A 19,275-nucleotide genomic window follows, 5' to 3' on the forward strand; every position below is an offset into this window, starting at 1 on the left:
GAATTTCTGATCCACCAGCAATTTCATTTAACTCTTCATTAGTAATAGGTTCAAAAGCTTTAAAATTTTTTTTCATCGTTATTTCTCCCTTAATTTAAATTTTGATTGATATTTTTTTACAGTTAATATAATATATGGGTGTAGGGTGTTTCTGGTAATAGCTTATCATTATTGTAAAAAAAAGTAAAATAATAATTTAAAAAGGGTGAAGAAAAATGTCGAAAGAACTTATGAAAACTGCTGGTGATATTTACAAAGAACTTGAGGATGCATCATTAGAAACTATTTATGGTGGAGTAGAAACTAAAAAAATATCTCAAGGAAACGATGGTAAATGGTGCACATTAACGTGGGAATGTAGTATTTGTCCTACGAAAACTTGTTGGACTTGTTAATTAGTTAATTAATAGTTTTAACAAAATAATAGAACAAACCTCCCTTTTATAGGGAGGTTTGTATATTTATATAGAAGGAGAATTTATATGCAATTTGCTACCTTATATGGTATTACTGAAAAAAATTTCTCTGAATCTACTAAGAGAGACAGTCAATTTGAAGAGACTATTAATCTTTTATCTAAAGGCAAAATCACAGAATTTAGCAACTTACTTAAAGATAAATTTAATTTTGACTTAGATGATATTAAAAAGAAATATAATAGTAATGATTATGTCAAAAATTCGGATTCCGAAAATTTAGAATTTCATATTAAAGAAATTTTAGAATCAAAAGTATTCAATAAAGATAAAGATACTACTTTGAATTTGTATTCCTTCTCAAGAAAATTTTCTTATTTCTTTATAAGTAATATATCTAATTTAACTAAAGAAATTTTATTTAATACACAATATGTTAAAGATGTAAATATTCTAAAAGAAAAATTAGAAGAAAATTTTCGGGAAAAAGTGATGAAGATTGCATATAGGACATTAACTTTAGAAATTAACCGTCTACGATTAGAACGTTTATTTTCTTCAGAAAATGAAAATGAGCAGTTTGAAGAATATTTAAAAGATTATGTTTGCACAGATGAATATTATTATGTGCTATATAATCGATACCCATTATTATTCAAGTTGATAATTCAAGAAGCAATTAAAACATGGCACTATCTAGAGTTCTTTTCAGAATCATACTTGAAGAATATAGATTCTTTGAAAAATGTACTTAATGTAGTTGAGTCACCTAAAATTTCCCATTTGGAACTTGGTCAAGGTGATAGTCACAATAATGGTCAAACTGTTATAAGCGTCCACTTTGATAATGAATTGCGCTGTTACTTTAAACCTAGAGATGGTGAAATTGATAAATTATATCAAAATATACTAAAAGAATTTAATAGATTTATCGGGGAAGAAAACTTTTTAAAATCATATAATTTACTTTCAAATGCGGATCACTGCTGGGTTCAATCAGTTTCGTATACACCTTTAAGTTCTCATTCAGAAGCCAATGAATTCTATTATAAACTGGGGATTCACATGGCTTTATTATATGTTCTTAATGCAGTAGATTTCCATTCAGATAATCTTATTGCAAGTGGAAAGGACCCTATTCTAATTGATTTAGAAAGTTTGTTTAATGTTCATAAGAATAATCTTATTGAAAATGCAACGAATATCACCACATTTAAATTAAATGCTTCTGTAAGATCAATTGGGTTATTACCTTTTGTATTTGGAGATAATAATAATACAGATATTAGTGGAATTGGTAGAAAAGGGGAAACTAAGTCTTTTATAAAAATACCGACTATAGTAAATCAAAAAACTTCTAAAATGTCTATTACTAGAGAATATTTAGATATTGGGGAGTCTAAAAACCATCCAAAATATAAGGATGAATATTTAGATGAAACAGAGTATATAGAAGATGTCTGTCAAGGTTTTATAAAAGGATATACATTTGCTAAAGAGAAGAGAAATTTAATAATTAGTCTAGTCAAAGAAAATATCACAAAAATTAAAATTAGGCATATTGTTAAACCTACTATGTACTATTCAAATCTTTTAGATTTAAGTTATCATCCAGTCTTTATGACAAACCAGATTGACAGAGAAATGTTCTTTACTAAATTATACACAGATGACTTGGATGGAAAAGTATTAAAAGAAGAATATAAAGATCTTATTAATCAAGAGGTACCTTATTTTTATTATTACCTACACAAAAAGAGCATGTATTCTTCATCTGTAAATAATAACAAAGAAATAAATAGTTATTTTGATAATTCTCCCTTAGATTTTTGGATAAATAAAGTGAGTAGTTTATCCGATCAAGATATGAAATTTCAAATTAGTCTAATAAAAGGGTCCTTAATAAAAGAAGAAATAAAAAGACCTTCTAAGGATCAGGAAGTAGACCAAGAGTTTATAAATCAACTAAATAATTTTTCAATAGATAATATTAATAATAAATTAATATGGAAATCTACTGAAATTGGAGAGTATTTATATTCTATTTCTGATAAATATAAAAACACGTATAGTTGGATATGCTCTACAGTAATAGAACATGTTGAGTCTAAAAAATGGCATGTTGCTGCTATGGATGATTGTTTATATGACGGACTATCAGGTATGAGTTTTTATTATTTATGGCTCGGTAAAGTAACTGGAAACCAAAAGTATCATAATATAGCTTCAAGTATTTTGGAAGATATTTATCAACGGAATCGAATAGAAGTAAATAGATCCTTAGGAGCTTTTGATGGAATATATTCAGTAATTTATCTTTTAATTAATTTTTATAAGGTTACTGGAGATGAGATTTATATAAAACGTGCCTTAAATTTATGTGAAAACCACCAAGATAAAATTAAGACAGATAAAGTATATGACATTATTAGTGGTTCGGCAGGTATATTAGTAGTTTTAGTAGAATTGTATAAATGTACTTCTAGTGAGTTAGTTAAAAGTTTAATGATGGAATGTAAAAATCATTTAATTAAGAACGTACATACTATTAATGATAAAGAAGTTGGCTGGATCGGTGTTGAAAATAACCCGTTATCTGGATTTTCGCACGGGAGTGCAGGAATTGTATATGCATTAGATCAGTATCGTCAGCTTTTGGGTGATGATGATTTAGAATTAAAGCAAATAATAGAGAAAGCTTTATATTTTGAAGAAAAGCAGAGAGAAGGATTAATATGGTTCGACTTAAGAGAGCATGATTTAAATATAGACTATCATATACCATACGCATGGTGTCATGGTTCTCCGGGTATTTTATTAAGTCGTTTGTTTTTATCAAAGGATTATAACGTAGATTTAAGTGTGAATAGCAAAATGATTGCAAAAGATATCTTGGAAAATGGTTTCAAGAGGAATCAAAGCGTATGTCATGGCGACTTAGGAAACGCGATGATTTTAAAGGAGTATTCTAAATCCACTAAAGATGAGTATTGGTCGAATATTTCAAAATTAATAGCTGGAATGATTGTAGAAAACAGAGAACCATCTGACTACAGATTAGGATTAGGCCTAGAATTAGACGTGGAGACGCCAGAATTAATGGTGGGTTTATCAGGTATAGCATATGCTTTATTATTTCTTTCATCTGATGAAGTACCAAATATTTTAATTTTAGAAACATAAATTAAAATAGAAGGATTCAAAGAGCTAGCCTCTTTTAATTTACAGAGGCCTTTTCATATTAAGTTCTATAAAAATAAGAGGTTGAGAAAATTGAGAAAAAAAACTCCAGTAATTCTACAGAGAAACAAATATGATTGTGGTTATGCTTGTCTAGCGATGTTATTTAGCTATGATGATAGTAAAATTTCCTCAAATATGTTACTTACTGAAGAAAAATTTAGAGCTGGTAGAGATGGTGTAACTTTACTAGAGCTTAAGAGAATTTCTAAAAAATTTAATGCTGAACTATCAGTTTATAAAGTAGACAATATTAAAGAATTTATACAGCAAAGAAAAGTAATAGAGCCTATAATGATTCATTGGAAAAATAATCATTTTATTATCATTACAAAAATACGCAATAATAAAGCAGAAATAATCGATCCAGAAATAGGAATATCAGAAATTAGTTATGAAGAATTAATGCTGCATTATTCAGGATTTGTGGCGACCTTAAAAAAGAATAGTAGAAATAAAGAAGTATTCATAAAAGAAAAGCATTATACCAAGAAGTTATTTGAATTAGTTGTTGAATTCAAAAAATATATTTATATAGTTATTTTTCTATCATTTTTATATCAATCATTAAATTTATTATTTCCGTTTATGACACAATTTTTAATAGATACGTATACGAATAATAAATCATTTAACATTAGTATAAAAGCATTTTTAATTAGTATAGTAACTATTTTTATAATTTATTTTATGCTTCATTTATTAAGAATATTTTTTATTACAAAAACCCAATTAGTAATAAATTCTACTATGACTTCAAAGTTTATTGATAAATTATTCAAACTTCCACTTTCTTTTTATGATCGTAGTTCTGCTGGGGATATTGCAAGTAGAATTAATAATATTACAATGATTAGAGAAATAATATCTAGTCTTACCACTACTTTACTCTTAGATATAACATTAGTTGTAATCTATAGTATAGTATTAGTCAAATATTCCGTCACTTTATCTGTAGTAGTATTTACTGCAGTATTAATTCAAATTATTTTAGTGAAAATATTGTTACCTAAAATTTCTATTTTTACAAATCAAGAGGTTGCTGGTCAAGCCGCATTCCAGACAGATTTGTTTGAAGTTCTTAGATCGATTAATTATATTAAAACTATAGGCGTGAACACTGAAATAAAAAAGAAATTAAACGATACATTTCAGAATCAACTGCGTAATTTTGCTAAGAGAATGAATTTATCTGCAGTCCTAGGTGGATTGTCGAGCTCAATTAATTTAATCTTACCTGTGGCTCTATTGTTTTTAGGACTACAATATGAAAATGAAATAGGGCTTTCTTTGGGTCAAATAGTAGCGTTTTCTACAATGTCCATGAATTTACTATCACCAATTAGTTCAATAATTGGGAGCTTAGAATCTATAAAATTAGTGGAAGAGGTATATTTGAGAATAGACTCTGTATTAGAGGAAGAGGAAGAAAAATCTAATTTAAATCCCAAGGTTCATATCGATACAATTAACAAAGATATTGTTTTAGAAGATATTTCTTTTGGGTATAGTGGAAAGAATATTCTTCATAATATTAATCTATGTATCAAGCCCGGAGAAAAGTATTTAATTAAAGGGACAACCGGAGTTGGTAAGACAACTTTATTTAAGATTATTGCAGGACTGTATGAGCCAACAGTCGGAAGCATAAAATATGGAATTCATCCTTATGATGACTTAAAAATAATGGATCTGAGAAAAAATATTGGATTTATCACTCAAGAAGTATCTTTATTTAATGGGACTATAGAAGATAATATTCGCTTCTATAATAATAATGTTTCATCTTCGGATATTGTACATGCTGCAAAAATGGCATGCATCCATGAAGAAATCATTAAATTTCCAATGGGGTATAATACAGTGTTAGGAGACAATGGAGCAACGATATCAGGTGGACAAAGACAGAGATTATCAATTGCAAGAACCCTTGCCGCTAATCCTGAAATGTTATTAATAGATGAAGGCACAAGTAACCTAGATATTGATACTGAGGAAGCAGTAATTAAAAATTTATTTGCTACTAACAAAACAATACTATTTATTTCACATAGACATAAAAATATCGATGGTGTAAATCATATTTATAAACTTGATAATGGATTGTTGCAAAAAGAAAAAGAATACTCACTTCAATAATTAGTTTTTAAATATAGTCCTCGTAATATTATTTACGTGGACTATATTTTGGAGAGGGGAGATAAAAATGGATTGTGGAATGCTAAAACATCTAAACTTAGTAATTATTGAAGATAATGAAGATATTTGCGAATTTTTACAAGACTTCTTCTCTAATTACTTCAAAAGTGTCATTTGTTTTAAAGATGGAACATGTAACTTATCAATATTTAATGGTGTACATATTGTAATACTGGACATTATGTTACCATTCGAGGATGGATTTAGTTTATGTTCCAGGATAAAATTACAAAATCCGGAATTGCCCATTATTTTCTTAACAGCTAAAAATAATATAGACGATAAAATAAAGGGAATAACCATGGCTGATGACTATCTGGTAAAGCCCTTTGACCCATTGGAATTACTAGCTAGAGTAAACTCTATAGCAAACAAAAAATATCATTCTATTATTGAAATTAAACATTTACTATTTAATATGCAAACCAAAAGATTACATAATAAACTTAATAATGAAGAGATATCATTAACTGATAAACAACTAAATCTATTTTTATATTTCATTCATAATAAAAATATTAACCTTTCAAAAGAACAAATTATGTCTTATTTGTGGGAAAATTATAGTACTTATGGGAATTTGTCGGTGCATATAAAGCATTTAAGAGATAAAATTGAAATTGACCCTCAAAACCCAACTATTATAGAAACAATATATGGTTATGGTTATCGTTTAAATTATTAACCTTGATTGGAATGAGAAAAGGTGAGTTTTAGAAGAAAATATAAATTATTCTTATATTTATCCTTAATAAGTATGCCACTTTTGTTTTTAATATCAAATTACCTTTTTTACTTATTTTTCTTAATTAGTAATTTTTTCTTGAAGGGATATTCTAGATTTAACTCTGGAGATGCATATCCATATATTATAATACTCTTTTTATGTATAGTTTTTTTATACGGTTATTTATCATCAAAAGTAATTGATAAGCTAACAGATGATATTAATAATATTAGAGATGTGATTGATAACATTTACAGCAATTCTAAAATACCCGTTAAGCTTCCCGTTAAAGGGGAAGATGAAATATCAAAACTTAGTTTAGCAATAAATAGGCTACTAGATAGATTAATCTATAATCAATTAAAGATTGCTCAACAAGAAAAACTAAGAAAAGAATATATGAATCAATTATCTCACGATATTAGAACGCCTTTATCAGTAATAAAAACCCAACTGTATTATATTGAGAATGAAAAAAATCTTCCACAAGCCATCCAAAAAATTAATTATAATATTAACTATTTAACTAAATTAATTGATCATATGTATGATGAAACTTTTATAAAACAAGAAGATGTAGACATTCCTTTAATAGAAGAAAATATTCAAGAAATTATATTGGAATCACTAAAGAAATGGAATTATTTATTTAAGAAAGAAAACATAACAATTCATAACAATATTAATCATTTAATAGTTTGGAAAATCGATAAATTATGGTTTGAAAGAATTTTAGATAATATCTTCCAAAACATTGTAAATCATGCATCAGATAGCGATAAAATTATAATTAATTATGTACCTTCAAACGGGGAAGTACACGAATGTATATCTATTATAGATTTTGGATCAGGTTTTGATTTTGAACAGGAAATGCGTAAAAATGAGAATACAGGTCTCAAAATTATAAATAATGTTTCAGAAAAAATAGGTATTACCGTAAATTATACTTCTTCCAACAAAGGTACTCAAATACAGATGTTTAGAAAGTTAATTTAATCTATTATGAAGTTTCGCTCGCATAGGTTAACTAATGTTTATCAAGCATTAATATAGTTTCGTTTAAATGAGCCTCCAAACGAAACTGTAGTTTCATGATAGGTCACGCAAAATTTGCATCCATAAGCCAAAATAATATGGAGCGCTGTGGATTAAAGATGGCTTATACAAAAAGTATATGGACAGAAGTAAAATAAACGGTTACTAAAGGTGGAAGGGGATTCTATGCTTGAAATAGAATAAGTAATTGATGCTTTTATAAAGGAGATGGATAGATGAATCGTTTAAATTTAATTACATTGGGTGTAAAAGATATGGTCGAGTCTCTTAGATTTTATAGAGAGGGTATGGGATTTGAAGTAATTGTTTATGGTGAAGAAACAAATCCAGATGTTATTTTCTTTAATAATGGAGGAACAAAAATCTCACTGTTTCCGATTGACCGTTTAGTAAAAGATATAAACGAAGCAAATCCACCAGCAATCGGCAATGGCTTTAACGGGATTACACTTGCTTATAACGGAAAGTCCAAAGAAGAAGTCGATCAAGTGTTTGAATTAGCTAAAAAGGCCGGAGCGAAAATTGTGAAAGAGCCGGAGACTGTATTCTGGGGAGGCTATAGTGGCTATTTTCAAGACCCAAACGGCTACTATTGGGAAGTTGCTTATGGGGACATGTGGCAGTTTGATGAAAATGATATGTTGATTATTAAAAAATAACTGAAAAGATAGACGTATTTGGGGAATCCAAATACGTTTTTTGATGGTTAGCTTGTTTTATCGAGAAATAATTTGATTTTATCGATGGACTTTTAAAGTTATCACCCAACTTTTTGATATATTACCCAACTTTTAAAATTTATCGCCCAACTTTTTAGTTTTATTACCAAACTTTTAAAATTTATCACCTAACTTTTTAATTTTATCGACATACCCAGCTTTAGATGTGATTTATTAAATGACTCTCTCACTTTACGGACAATGATTGAGTACAAATCTATGAAATCGTATAATACGAATATGTTTCGGAATAACATTTATTTCTAAAATTTAGTATGGATTGGGAGGATTACCATTGTATCGCATATTGTACATAGAAGACGAAAAAGAGATTGGTCAATGGGTGACAAAGGATTTAACGGAAAGAGGATACGAGGTTACATGGCTCGAATCCGGGGAAGAGGTCGATCAGCATATAGCTTTTAAAGATATTGCTATATTGGATGTGATGCTGCCAGGCTTAGATGGCTTTTCAATTGGCAAAAGAATTAAGCGAGAAAATAAAGAAATCCCGATTTTAATGCTGTCAGCGCGAACAGCTGTAGAGGATAAAATAGAGGGCCTTAACTTCGCAGATGATTATTTAACGAAGCCATTCCACCCAGATGAACTTATAGCTCGTGTGGAGGTTTTACTAAGAAGATATCAAAAGAATGATGATATTTTAGATCTGCAGCATTTAAAAATTTATACGAAAGATATGCGGATTATCAACAAGCAGACGGATGAAGAAATTCAATTAACAGGTAAGCAATTCTATCTATTACAGTATTTTATTCGCCACTTAAATCAAATTTTAACGAAGGAACAGCTTTATGAAGGTGTTTGGGGTGAAAGTTACATAGAAGGCGATAAAACATTAATGGTGCATATTCGATACTTAAGAGAAAAAATAGAAATAAATCCAGCTAAGCCGACGATTATTGAAACTATACGCGGCATTGGATATAGGGTGAAACAATGAAATTTTTCCGATCTTTATTAGCAAAGTATATGCTTATAATACTGCTCGCTATTTCTATTGTTCAAATAGCCTATCTCGTCATACCTCTTTTTGTTTTAGGGATTGCCCAAGATGGACAAGATGATCTTTCGAATAGAGCAGAGATTGAGAGTAAAGTAGAGGGGAAATGGCATGCAGAGGCTAAAGGTATAAAAAATGTTACAGAGGAAGAAATTGTTCAGCACTTTGAAAGTTGGAAAAAACAATACCCTAAAGCATCTATGTTTTGGGTAAGTGAGGATGGTAGATTGCTCACAACATTGAATGTGACGGAGCAGTTGCCATCAAAATGGACACCAGCATTTACTACAAAATTTATAAAAGAGCGTTATGGTGGGGATCCATTTACCGTCATTGCCTTTTTAGGTGAGAATGAATCAAATGGGTTTATCGTTTTTGAGATTACTAAAGAAGTGTTTAAGCCACCAATTAGGAATGTTTATGAAAAATATGGAGCATTCGTATTTTTCGGTGTTATTGCGATTATTTTATTTTACATTATAGTCTCTTTTTTATTTTTCAGAGGGATTCGAAAACGGCTATTGCACCTTCAGGAGGCAATGGAAATTCGAGATGTTGATGGCTTGCCTATTGAAACGAAGGTCAAGAAAAAGGATGAAATCGGTCAGCTTGAACATAGCTTTAATCGCATGGTATGTGAGCTTAGGGAAAGTAAGAATCGTGAGCAGAAGGAAGAACAGCTAAGACGTGAACTAATTGCTAATTTATCACATGATTTACGAACGCCATTAACGAAAATACGAGCGCAATCTTATTCAATTAGTAAAGAGGCATTATCAGAGGATGGGCAATTGGCGATTAAGGCAATGGAAACGTCGATTGTTAATATTGACGCTTTAATAGAAAATTTAATGTCTTATACATTGCTGACGGCTAGTAAATATAAATTTGAGGCGAAAGATATCAACGTTATTCGTTTTGTGCGTGAGCAAATGACTACATGGTATCCGGTGTTTGAAAAGGAAGGCTTTGAAATCGATATTGTGCTACATCCATTTGAGAAAAATGAATGGCAAGTGGATCCGATTTGGCTTGGGCGTATATTCGATAATTTATTTCAAAATATTTTACGCCATGCGAATAGTGGGAAATATATTGGCGTAGAAACCGAATCAACGGAACATTATGATGCATTTATCATAAAGGATCAAGGAAATGGAATGAAAAATGAATCCAATGCCAAAGGTGCCGGTATCGGCTTATCGATTGTTGATATAATGGTGAAGGGCATGAATTTAGACTGGGATATTGAGTCCAGCGAATCTGGCACCAAGATTAAAATTAAACACTACAAATAGAATAATTCGTGAAGCATGTTAAGGCATGCTTCATTTCAGTAATTGTCCAAACAGTATGCCAGCAAAGCTTATGGCATGCTGTTTTTTTGATTCATAATCCATGCAGATTCATATGGAAAAGCATAGAGCCTTACCATAGCGTGGGATTTCCGTTCCGACTGGGCGCTTTGTTGCTGCCGCTTCGCTTTCGCGCAGAGCAGAGCTTCCTGGGGGCGTCCGATGAGCCGCTTCACTCGCGTTGCTCGCTCCAGGGTCTCGGGCCAACACGATGTTGGTCACGAAGGCGTTATCACAGGACGTGATGTTTTTAGCCTTCGTTCCTCTATTGCTGATCCCCAAGGAGTCGACCAGTCTCCACTCCAATCCAATCAACTTATATAAAGCGTCTTTTTTAAACAAAATTTAAACTTGAACCTTACCTGTTTTTAACCTTCATTGCTTATGATAATTACAGAGGTGAGGACAATGGAATATATCATACAAACAGAAAATTTATCAAAGAGCTTTGGTAAAGAGCAAGCTGTATCAAATATAAATTTAAAAATACGCAAAGGTGAAATATACGGATTTTTAGGACCGAATGGAGCGGGAAAAACTACGACGATTCGTATGCTTCTTGGATTAATGAAGCCAACTTCTGGGACCATTAAAATCTTCCAAAAAGATTTAACGAAGGAACGAATTAATATTTTAGCAAAGGTTGGTTCATTAGTAGAGAATCCTTCTTATTATCCACATTTGACGGCCTATGAAAATTTAGAAGCGTTAAGAAAAATTTTAGGCGTACCGAAGTCACGCATCGATGAAGTATTAGAAATTGTTCGTTTGAAGGATGCTGCAGATAAAAAAGTTAAAGGCTTTTCTCTTGGGATGAAGCAGCGTTTAGGTATTGCTTCGTCCCTGTTACATAATCCTGATTTACTTATATTAGATGAGCCAACGAATGGTCTTGATCCATCTGGTATTATCGAAATCCGTAATTTGATTAAACGACTACCTGCAGAATATGGAATGACGATTATTATTTCAAGCCATCTATTATCTGAAATAGATCAAATGGCTACGCAAGTGGGCATTGTGACAAAGGGGAAAATGATTTTCCAAGATTCAATTGAAGCAATGCGTAGATTTGCTCAGCCAAAGGTAGTAATTAAGGTGAGTGATAGTGAGAAGGGCTGGCGTTCACTAGTTGCAAATGGCATTAAGGCAGAACATAAGGATGACCTCATTTTATTTGATGAATGCTCAGACGAAAAGGTAGCAGATATTGTACAAATCCTTGTACAAGAAGGTATTTCGGTTTATCGAGTAGAGGAAGAGAAACGATCTTTAGAGGAGATCTTCCTTCAAATGACAACAGGAGAGCAAGCGCTATGATAGGAAAACTGTTAACTTCTGACTTTTTGAAAATTAAACGCAAAGGATTATGGTTTTTAACAGCTTTAGGACCAATAGGTGTTGTTGCTCTACAAATGGTGAACTATGGCGTAAGGAAGGACTATTTGTTAGAGCAAAGCGAGGACGATTGGGGTTTCTATTTATTAAATGTTCATTCATTTACACCACTTGCTATCGTATTAGGGATTGCTATTTTAACTTCATTTATGGCGAGCATTGAAAATGAAACGAACGCTTGGAAGCAATTAATTGCACTACCGGTGTCTAAATTAACGGTGTATTTATCAAAGTTCACGGTTCTAGCGATTTTACTGTTCTTGTCTTCCACGATTTTAATGTTATTGTCAATGACTTATGGTGTGTTTTTAGATTTAGGTGATAGCATACCATATGCGGAGCTTGCTAAATTTGCTTACTACCCATATTTTGCTGCGTTGCCAATTTTGGCACTTCAGCTTTGGATCGCAAGCGTTTGTCAGAATCAGGGGATCCCAATTACAGTAGGTATTTTCGGTGTGATTTTTGCCTATTCTTCATATGTATTGCCTGATTGGATGATTTGGAAATGGCCATCTTTAATGAACCGATGGGATGAACCTGTTATTAATGTCATGCTTGGAATAGGCATTGGTATTTTACTGTATATTATCGGAATGATAGATTTTGCTAGAAGGGATGTAAAGTAAATGTGGTCTATACTGAGCGCTGAATGGTTTAAATTGAGAAAATCAAAAATGGTGCCAACCATTTTAGCAGGACCGATAATCGGACTTTTTATCGGATTAACATCAAATATGGATTCTAATATGCAAGGTATTGATGTGAATCATTGGTACATTTCTTTGTTTTCAATGAATTTAACGTACGCATTATTGTTTCTACCTTTAATTGCAGGGGTATTTGCAAGTCTTATTTGTAGATATGAGCATCAATCTGGTGGTTGGAAACAGCTTCTAGCATTGCCGGTAACAAGAGGAAAAGTATTTGCTGCAAAATATGTGTTAATTATGATTCTTATGATGGCGATGCAATTATTATATTTATGTTCTATATTTGCTGTAGGCATGATAAAGGGCTATACAGATCCTTTCCCGATGGAAATTGTTTGGAAGAGCATTATCGGAGGATGGGTAGCGACATTGCCACTAGTGGCTTTGCAGTTGTGGATGTCTATTATGTTTAAAAGCTTCGCTGCTCCATTTGCTGTTAATGTAATTTTTACTTTACCTTCTATACTAGCAATCAATTCAAAAACTATCGGACCCTACTATCCATGGGCTCAACCATTCTCAATGATGTATGTAGGCGGCAATACGGATGATGTATTCTTCGTACCTTGGGATCAATTATTAACAGTTGTAGGAGGAGGGTTCATACTGTTTTTCCTTGGAGGGTATTTATATTTCCAACGAAAAGCTGTATAAAGTGAACTTTAATCAGTGGGGATTTTCATCCCGCTGATTATTAGTCTTTACCAATTGGGTAACTTTTAAGGGAGATTTTTATAAATGGTATTTGTTAAAAAGAGTTTTTTATTAATTTCAGCACTATTTCTTTTATTATCTCTAGCGGGCTGTGGGCAGGGAGAAGCCATTAAGGACGCTGCAAAATATACATCCGCGGTTGAAGATATCGATATTCCAAATGATGTGAAAGTAATAGGTTTTGGAGAAGCAACACATGGGAACGTTGAATTCCAAACATTAAAGAAGGATATATTTCAGGCTCTAATTAAAAATGAAAATGTTCGTGTTTTTGTATTAGAAGGTGACTTTGGTGGCGCTCAGCAAATTAATCAGTTTATTTTAAATGGTACTGGCACAGCTGAGGAAGCAGTAAAAGCTTTGGATTATGGTATCTACAAAACGGAGCAAATGATTGAGTTTGTTCAGTGGATGCATGATTATAACATGACTGCCGATGAGAAAGAAAAAATTTATTTTTACGGTAACGATATGCAACGCTATGATTATAGTAAAAAAGGGTTACTAGATTATTACAAAGTGGTCAATAGTGAGGGTGCTAAGAAATATAAGGCACAGCTAAAAGATGTGACGAATAAAACAATGAGAGATTTGTCAACTAGTCAGCTAGAGGAGCTTGATAAAAATATTGATGCAATCATCAAGGATTTGCAAACTAATAAAGACTCTTATGAAAAGCAATCATCGAAAGAAGCTTATTTATTTGCTGCTCAATATGCACAAATCATCAAGCAACGCACGCAATTATTTTTAAATGACAGTAATTATATGAATCTGCGGGATGAATATTTAGCTAATAACTTACAATGGATTGTTGATTTTGAAGCGGCTCAAGGTCATGATAAAGTACTAATGTCTGCTCATAATGGACATATAGAGAAAACTTCTGCAAATGTGGCAGGATACAAATCTATGGGCCAATACTTAGACGAAGTGTATAAAGATGCGTACTTTGCTATTGGAACGGACTTTGTTAACAATACGTTTCAGGCACAAAATGGGTCTGGCGAAAGAAATGATTATACAATTGAGCATCATAATGCATTACTAGATGCTTTCAGCGAAGTGAAGGAAAATATATTCTACGTAGACTTTAAAAAAGTTAATGAATCTCAGGATTTAGCTGACATCGTAGCAAAAAAACAAGGAATGGGTAATATCGGAGATGACTTTAGCTTTTGGTATAAGATTACGCAGATGCTTTATACAATTAAAATGACACCTGCTGAGGCATATGATGGCATTATAATTGTGCAAGAGGCAACACCAACAAAAGTTATTGAATAACATGGAGAAAAACTATTGTGACAATGAAATTAAACTATAACTCTTATGGCAAAATGAGGGGTTGAATTCCGTTCCGACTGGGCGCTTTGTTGCTGACGCTTCACTTTCGCACAGATAAAACATTTGCCGCTGACGCTTCGCTTTCGCGCAGAGCAGAGCTTCCTGGGGGCGTCCGATGAGCCGCTTCACTCGCGGTGCTCGCTCCAGGGTCTCGGGCCAACAGATGTTTTTTGCGCGAAAGCGTAGTGCTAACGCAGCGTCAGCAGCACCGATGTTGGTCACGAAGGCGTTATCACAGGACGTGATGGTTTTAGCCTTCGTTCCTCTATTGCTAATCCCCAAGGAGTCGCCCAGTCTCCACTCCAATCAACCACTATTTTGCATGTGTTTTTTTAGATGTCATTCTAATTTATAGTAATAAAACAATAAGTCAGCAACAATGGATTGTCTGTGCGAAAGCGAAGCGGCAGCAACATTCACAAAGATTTCTTTGATCATTTTGTTTTTCAACACTATGAAATCGAAGTTTAGATGATGTATATTTCCGTTTTATTACACCTATAACTAAGTATTGAAAACCTCGATTTTGTTAATGATAAAAAAGAGGAGGTGTTGAAACAATGGCACAAGAAATTCTTTGTGAAGTCAATAACTGTACATTTTGGAACTCTGGAAACAGATGTGGTGCAGAAAAAATCTATGTTGTAAGTCAAAAGGGACAACAGGCATCTAATAGTGAAGAAACAGATTGCAAAACTTTTAATCCTGGAACACATTAAATTTTTTGAGGGTAACCATATTAATGGTTACCCTCTTCCCATATCTTTATAAATAGACATCGACTTTTACCTTGCAAAATAAAAGCGCATGAGCATTTTTCACTTTTTCCTCTACATAATCTAATGAATACTTTCCATAGGAATCTGTTAAATCGCCAATGGCACGAGATAAATTATCAATAACAGGAATCAATGTTTCTAAGTGAGTAAGTTCTTCACCTTTATTCATTTCATCAGTAATTTCATGAGCAAGATGTTGAATCTTTCTTAGTCTCATTTTTTCCGAATGCATATAATCCTCCTTATTGAACCAAATGATGATGTCTAACTATATGTCTAGCACCAAATTTTCATGAATGAATCCTGTCCTATTTAAAAGTAGTTAGTAGGACTGCTAAGGGCGTGAGCAATTCCCTTTATACCGACATCAATTTTTTGGTCAGCAACATTCGAAACATTTAGTTTTAAAATTCGTTCTCGGTAAAAACCATTTAAATAATTACGATCAATTGTATCTAAATAAATGTCCTGCTGTGCTAAATGCTGTATAAGCATATTTGTATTGACCTCCCTTGGCAATACGATATGACTATGCATGCAACTTTCTGTTGATGCTGGATATTTTGGCAAATAAGTTTTAATGGATTGTTGAAGTATATTGGCTCGTATCGTATAGGCTTCGCTCACTTTCTTTTGGTAGCGTTTAAACATACCACTTTTTAAATATAGCTCTAGCGCTGCTTGTGAAATCATGGAACTATCAATATCTGTGGTATTTTTATGTTTCTGAAAACTATCAATGAATGCATTTGGTAATATAGCAAGTCCAATACGTAGGCCAGGGAACATAATTTTAGAGAAACTTTTTAAATATATAACGTGCTCCGTAGTATCATCTGTAAATAATGGATCATTTTTTGTGTTTTGATCGAAATCCGCTAAATAATCATCTTCAACGATATAAACATTATATTTATAGGCAAGCTTTCGAATATCATCCTTCTCTTTTTTACTAAAGGAAGTACCTAGAGGATTGTGCAGGCGTGGCATTGTATAAAAAAACTTAATGTCATGCTTCTTAAAAATAATTTCTAACTCTTCTAAATCTATGCCTTTTAATGTTCTTTTAATGCCCATTACTGGTATTTGATATGTTTTTAAATAATCCATGTATAGATGGTAACTAGGTTGCTCTACTAGAATTGTTGTCCGATTATTAGGAAATGGCATGACACTTAACAAGAAGAGAGACTGCTGTACACCAGAAGTGATAAAGATATTATCTTCCTTTGTGAATATTTGATACGATTCTAACAATTTTTTTGCTTCTATAATTAGCGAGGGTAATCCTTTTGCTGTGCCATATCGAAATAAGTCTGCTTGGTATGTCTCAATAGCTTTATTAATACAATGCTGAAAATCCTTGTAGGGGAATGCATGCCAACTAGGTGATGATGTCGCAAAATCTATACAATTGTACTCTTGTGGCTTATCTGGGAGTTGATTGTCAACAACATAGTAACCACTTTTGGATAGAGCATAGATAAGATGCTGATCTTCCAGTTTCCTTAAGGCGGTCAAAATGGTGCTTTTACTACAAGAAAATTCTTGTGATAAATTACGAATAGAGGGGAGCTTTGCACCAGACTGTAGGGCACCTGTTTGTATTTGGTTCAATAGCTTGGAATAGATTAATTCATATTTAAGCATATACATCCTCCTACGCATCTGTATCGGTACAGATGTGTATTTTTTATATCGTGCGAGTCTTTACTTTTTATTACTATAGCTTTACCGGCCGGAATGAAGAGAAGGAGTACATTATATGACAGTGAAAAGAAAGGCGTATTTGGCAGCAATTATTTATGCTTTTGTCATTGGGCTTTCATTTATGTTTGTTAAAGTTACATTGACAGTGGCAAGCCCTATTGATACACTTGCACATCGATTTACTATCGCACTTATTGGTATTGTCTTTTGTATAGTCATTACACAGAATAAGTTGAAAATTAATAAACAAGATATAGCCAAAATTCTACCTTTGGCACTATTATATCCGATAGCATTTTTTACTTTTCAGGTGCTTGGGCTCGCAAGAATTTCCTCGACAGAGGCTGGCATTATTCAAGCGACAATTCCTATTTTTACATTAGTGCTTGCAAGTGTACTTTTAAAGGAAAAAGCTACACGTGAACAATTTATTTTCATTAGTTTATCAGTATTTGGTGTTATCTATATGCTTTTTATGAACAATGGAAGTGCTAGCTCAGGAAATTTAATCGGTAGTGGTTTTATATTACTGTCAGCTTGCGCGGCTTCGCTATATAACGTTTTAGCAAGAAAGCTTACAAAACAATATTCATTACTGACATTAACATATGTGATGACATTATGTGGGTTTGTTATTTTTAATGGAGTAGCAATTGGAAATCACTTAATAAATGGTACGCTTCTTCAATTTTTCAGACCATTTGTTCATGTAGATTTTGTTATAGCTATTTTATATTTAGGTATTCTATCCTCCCTCGTTACTTCCTACTTGTCAAATTATACTTTATCGATATTGGAAGCTTCTAAAATGAGTGTTTTTAGTAATTTTGCTACGCTTATTACAATACTTTCGGGTGTGATTTTTTTACAGGAAATATTTCATTTCTATCATTTGATTGGTGGGCTAGTCATTATTATTGGCGTGATAGGAACCAATTACTTTGGGCATAGGAGGGGAGCACAATGAGTAAATATATCCTTTTACTTTTAATAAGCTGTATTTGGGGTTCTCAATTTTTCTTCATAGCACTAGTAACGAATGATGTTGGAGCAGTTACCCTATCCTTGCTAAAAGCTATCATTGGTGCTCTTTGTTTATCCTTCATTAGTTTATTTTTAAAAATAGAAAACAGCTCGACCGATTTCAAATTGTATGTTGGCATTGCTTTTTTTGAAGTAGTGTTACCATTTATCCTTATTGCCCAAGGACAAAAATATGTATCGAGCAGCATTGCATCTATGCTTATAGCGACAGTACCAATCATCACTTTAATTCTTTTCGTCCTTTTCTTTAAAAAGAAAGTAAGTCAGTTTCAATTTTTCAGTATTTTTTTAGGTTTTTTAGGAATGGTTATTCTATCATGGCCGACACAAGCAATGAGCGGCTCAGGAACAGTATTTGGAAATGCACTCCTCTTATTGGCGGCAATTAGTTTTGCACTGTCATTAATTTTAATGGAAAAATTAGATAATCGTTCGCCAGTTATTCATATGCGAAATGTATTATGGATTGCTACAATCATATTGTTACCAGTAGCCTTTATCTTTGAACAACCATTACATTTGGATATAGATAGGCTACAAATAGCCTCGATTGTTATTTTAGGTATTTTCCACGCGGGGATTGTTTACATGCTATATAACCTATTAATTAAAAAAGAGGGAGCATTATTTGCTTCCTTTAGTAATTACATGGTTCCTGTAGTTGGTGTACTGTTGGGGTATTTTATTTTAAACGAATCGTTAGCATTGCAGCATATGATAGGAATATTTATTATTCTTTGTGCGCTTTTGTTGTCAAATAAACAGGCTTTCAAAAGTGACTAGGCAAGGGGAAAAAGCTTGGTTATTTGGAGTTTTTAGTATAAAAAAATC

Annotated in this window: 17 protein-coding genes; 15 read left to right on the plus strand and 2 right to left on the minus strand. The window is 32.3% G+C overall.

Going from position 1 to position 19,275, the window contains the following annotated elements:
* The first annotated feature begins 215 nt into the window (after positions 1–215).
* The 13 genes from ACFXN8_RS09645 to ACFXN8_RS09705 all read left to right on the plus strand — a co-directional run bounded on the left by ACFXN8_RS09645 (position 216) and on the right by ACFXN8_RS09705 (position 15,630).
* Positions 216–395, plus strand: a complete 180-nt coding sequence (locus ACFXN8_RS09645) for a plantaricin C family lantibiotic (protein WP_386844666.1) — start codon at positions 216–218, stop codon at positions 393–395.
* Between the two features lie 87 nt (positions 396–482).
* The gene (locus ACFXN8_RS09650) at positions 483–3,599 is read left to right on the plus strand and encodes a type 2 lanthipeptide synthetase LanM family protein (RefSeq protein ID WP_386844668.1); all 3,117 of its coding nucleotides are present in this window, start codon (positions 483–485) and stop codon (positions 3,597–3,599) included.
* Positions 3,600–3,689: 90 nt separating this feature from the next.
* On the plus strand, positions 3,690–5,795 hold the full coding sequence (locus tag ACFXN8_RS09655; protein ID WP_386844670.1) for a peptidase domain-containing ABC transporter: 2,106 nt from the start codon (positions 3,690–3,692) through the stop codon (positions 5,793–5,795).
* A gap of 67 nt (positions 5,796–5,862) precedes the next feature.
* Positions 5,863–6,540: a response regulator transcription factor gene (locus ACFXN8_RS09660; RefSeq protein WP_386844672.1), complete on the plus strand. Its 678-nt coding sequence runs from the start codon at positions 5,863–5,865 to the stop codon at positions 6,538–6,540.
* 21 nt (positions 6,541–6,561) lie between these two features.
* A complete protein-coding gene (locus ACFXN8_RS09665; RefSeq protein ID WP_386844674.1) occupies positions 6,562–7,581 on the plus strand; it encodes a sensor histidine kinase in 1,020 nt (339 codons plus the stop codon).
* A gap of 275 nt (positions 7,582–7,856) precedes the next feature.
* Entirely contained in the window at positions 7,857–8,300 is a 444-nt protein-coding gene (locus tag ACFXN8_RS09670; RefSeq protein WP_386844676.1) for a VOC family protein, read from the plus strand.
* Between the two features lie 355 nt (positions 8,301–8,655).
* A complete protein-coding gene (locus tag ACFXN8_RS09675; RefSeq protein ID WP_386844678.1) occupies positions 8,656–9,324 on the plus strand; it encodes a response regulator transcription factor in 669 nt (222 codons plus the stop codon).
* The gene (locus ACFXN8_RS09680) at positions 9,321–10,682 is read left to right on the plus strand and encodes a sensor histidine kinase (RefSeq protein WP_386844680.1); all 1,362 of its coding nucleotides are present in this window, start codon (positions 9,321–9,323) and stop codon (positions 10,680–10,682) included. Before ACFXN8_RS09675 ends, ACFXN8_RS09680 begins: the two co-directional genes overlap by 4 nt.
* A gap of 465 nt (positions 10,683–11,147) precedes the next feature.
* A complete protein-coding gene (locus tag ACFXN8_RS09685) occupies positions 11,148–12,059 on the plus strand; it encodes an ABC transporter ATP-binding protein (protein ID WP_386844682.1) in 912 nt (303 codons plus the stop codon).
* Positions 12,056–12,766 carry an ABC transporter permease gene (locus ACFXN8_RS09690; protein WP_386844684.1) on the plus strand — a complete coding sequence of 237 codons (711 nt, stop codon included), beginning with the start codon at positions 12,056–12,058 and terminating at the stop codon, positions 12,764–12,766. The genes ACFXN8_RS09685 and ACFXN8_RS09690 overlap by 4 nt, the downstream gene beginning before the upstream one ends.
* On the plus strand, positions 12,767–13,504 hold the full coding sequence (locus tag ACFXN8_RS09695; protein ID WP_386844686.1) for an ABC transporter permease: 738 nt from the start codon (positions 12,767–12,769) through the stop codon (positions 13,502–13,504).
* A gap of 84 nt (positions 13,505–13,588) precedes the next feature.
* On the plus strand, positions 13,589–14,851 hold the full coding sequence (locus ACFXN8_RS09700; protein WP_386844688.1) for an erythromycin esterase family protein: 1,263 nt from the start codon (positions 13,589–13,591) through the stop codon (positions 14,849–14,851).
* Between the two features lie 620 nt (positions 14,852–15,471).
* Positions 15,472–15,630, plus strand: a complete 159-nt coding sequence (locus tag ACFXN8_RS09705; protein ID WP_376077268.1) for a DUF1540 domain-containing protein — start codon at positions 15,472–15,474, stop codon at positions 15,628–15,630.
* A 46-nt stretch (positions 15,631–15,676) separates the two neighbouring features.
* Here ACFXN8_RS09705 and ACFXN8_RS09710 read toward each other — a convergent pair whose 3' ends face one another.
* The gene (locus ACFXN8_RS09710; RefSeq protein WP_386844690.1) at positions 15,677–15,922 is read right to left on the minus strand and encodes a group-specific protein; all 246 of its coding nucleotides are present in this window, start codon (positions 15,920–15,922) and stop codon (positions 15,677–15,679) included.
* A gap of 80 nt (positions 15,923–16,002) precedes the next feature.
* Positions 16,003–17,340, minus strand: coding sequence for an aminotransferase-like domain-containing protein (locus tag ACFXN8_RS09715; protein ID WP_386844692.1), 1,338 nt, complete (start codon positions 17,338–17,340; stop codon positions 16,003–16,005).
* 115 nt (positions 17,341–17,455) lie between these two features.
* On the opposite strand from ACFXN8_RS09715, the gene ACFXN8_RS09720 reads away from it, so the two are divergent.
* Positions 17,456–18,367 carry a DMT family transporter gene (locus ACFXN8_RS09720; protein WP_386844694.1) on the plus strand — a complete coding sequence of 304 codons (912 nt, stop codon included), beginning with the start codon at positions 17,456–17,458 and terminating at the stop codon, positions 18,365–18,367.
* The gene (locus ACFXN8_RS09725; protein ID WP_386844696.1) at positions 18,364–19,227 is read left to right on the plus strand and encodes a DMT family transporter; all 864 of its coding nucleotides are present in this window, start codon (positions 18,364–18,366) and stop codon (positions 19,225–19,227) included. Before ACFXN8_RS09720 ends, ACFXN8_RS09725 begins: the two co-directional genes overlap by 4 nt.
* Positions 19,228–19,275 lie beyond the last annotated feature (48 nt).

The sequence above is a fragment of the Lysinibacillus sp. NPDC059133 genome (genome assembly GCF_042755925.1).
Classification (GTDB): domain Bacteria; phylum Bacillota; class Bacilli; order Bacillales_A; family Planococcaceae; genus Lysinibacillus.

Bases quoted from the DNA above. Each gene is read 5' to 3' on its own strand.
- ACFXN8_RS09670 (WP_386844676.1), top strand. From the start codon at position 7,857: ATGAATCGTTTAAATTTAATTACATTGGGTGTAAAAGATATGGTCGAG.
- ACFXN8_RS09690 (WP_386844684.1), top strand. From the start codon at position 12,056: ATGATAGGAAAACTGTTAACTTCTGACTTTTTGAAAATTAAACGCAAA.
- ACFXN8_RS09700 (WP_386844688.1), top strand. From the start codon at position 13,589: ATGGTATTTGTTAAAAAGAGTTTTTTATTAATTTCAGCACTATTTCTT.
- ACFXN8_RS09725 (WP_386844696.1), top strand. From the start codon at position 18,364: ATGAGTAAATATATCCTTTTACTTTTAATAAGCTGTATTTGGGGTTCT.
- ACFXN8_RS09660 (WP_386844672.1), top strand. From the start codon at position 5,863: ATGGATTGTGGAATGCTAAAACATCTAAACTTAGTAATTATTGAAGAT.
- ACFXN8_RS09680 (WP_386844680.1), top strand. From the start codon at position 9,321: ATGAAATTTTTCCGATCTTTATTAGCAAAGTATATGCTTATAATACTG.
- ACFXN8_RS09650 (WP_386844668.1), top strand. From the start codon at position 483: ATGCAATTTGCTACCTTATATGGTATTACTGAAAAAAATTTCTCTGAA.
- ACFXN8_RS09715 (WP_386844692.1), bottom strand. From the start codon at position 17,340: ATGCTTAAATATGAATTAATCTATTCCAAGCTATTGAACCAAATACAA.
- ACFXN8_RS09710 (WP_386844690.1), bottom strand. From the start codon at position 15,922: ATGCATTCGGAAAAAATGAGACTAAGAAAGATTCAACATCTTGCTCAT.
- ACFXN8_RS09685 (WP_386844682.1), top strand. From the start codon at position 11,148: ATGGAATATATCATACAAACAGAAAATTTATCAAAGAGCTTTGGTAAA.
- ACFXN8_RS09695 (WP_386844686.1), top strand. From the start codon at position 12,767: ATGTGGTCTATACTGAGCGCTGAATGGTTTAAATTGAGAAAATCAAAA.
- ACFXN8_RS09720 (WP_386844694.1), top strand. From the start codon at position 17,456: ATGACAGTGAAAAGAAAGGCGTATTTGGCAGCAATTATTTATGCTTTT.
- ACFXN8_RS09645 (WP_386844666.1), top strand. From the start codon at position 216: ATGTCGAAAGAACTTATGAAAACTGCTGGTGATATTTACAAAGAACTT.
- ACFXN8_RS09705 (WP_376077268.1), top strand. From the start codon at position 15,472: ATGGCACAAGAAATTCTTTGTGAAGTCAATAACTGTACATTTTGGAAC.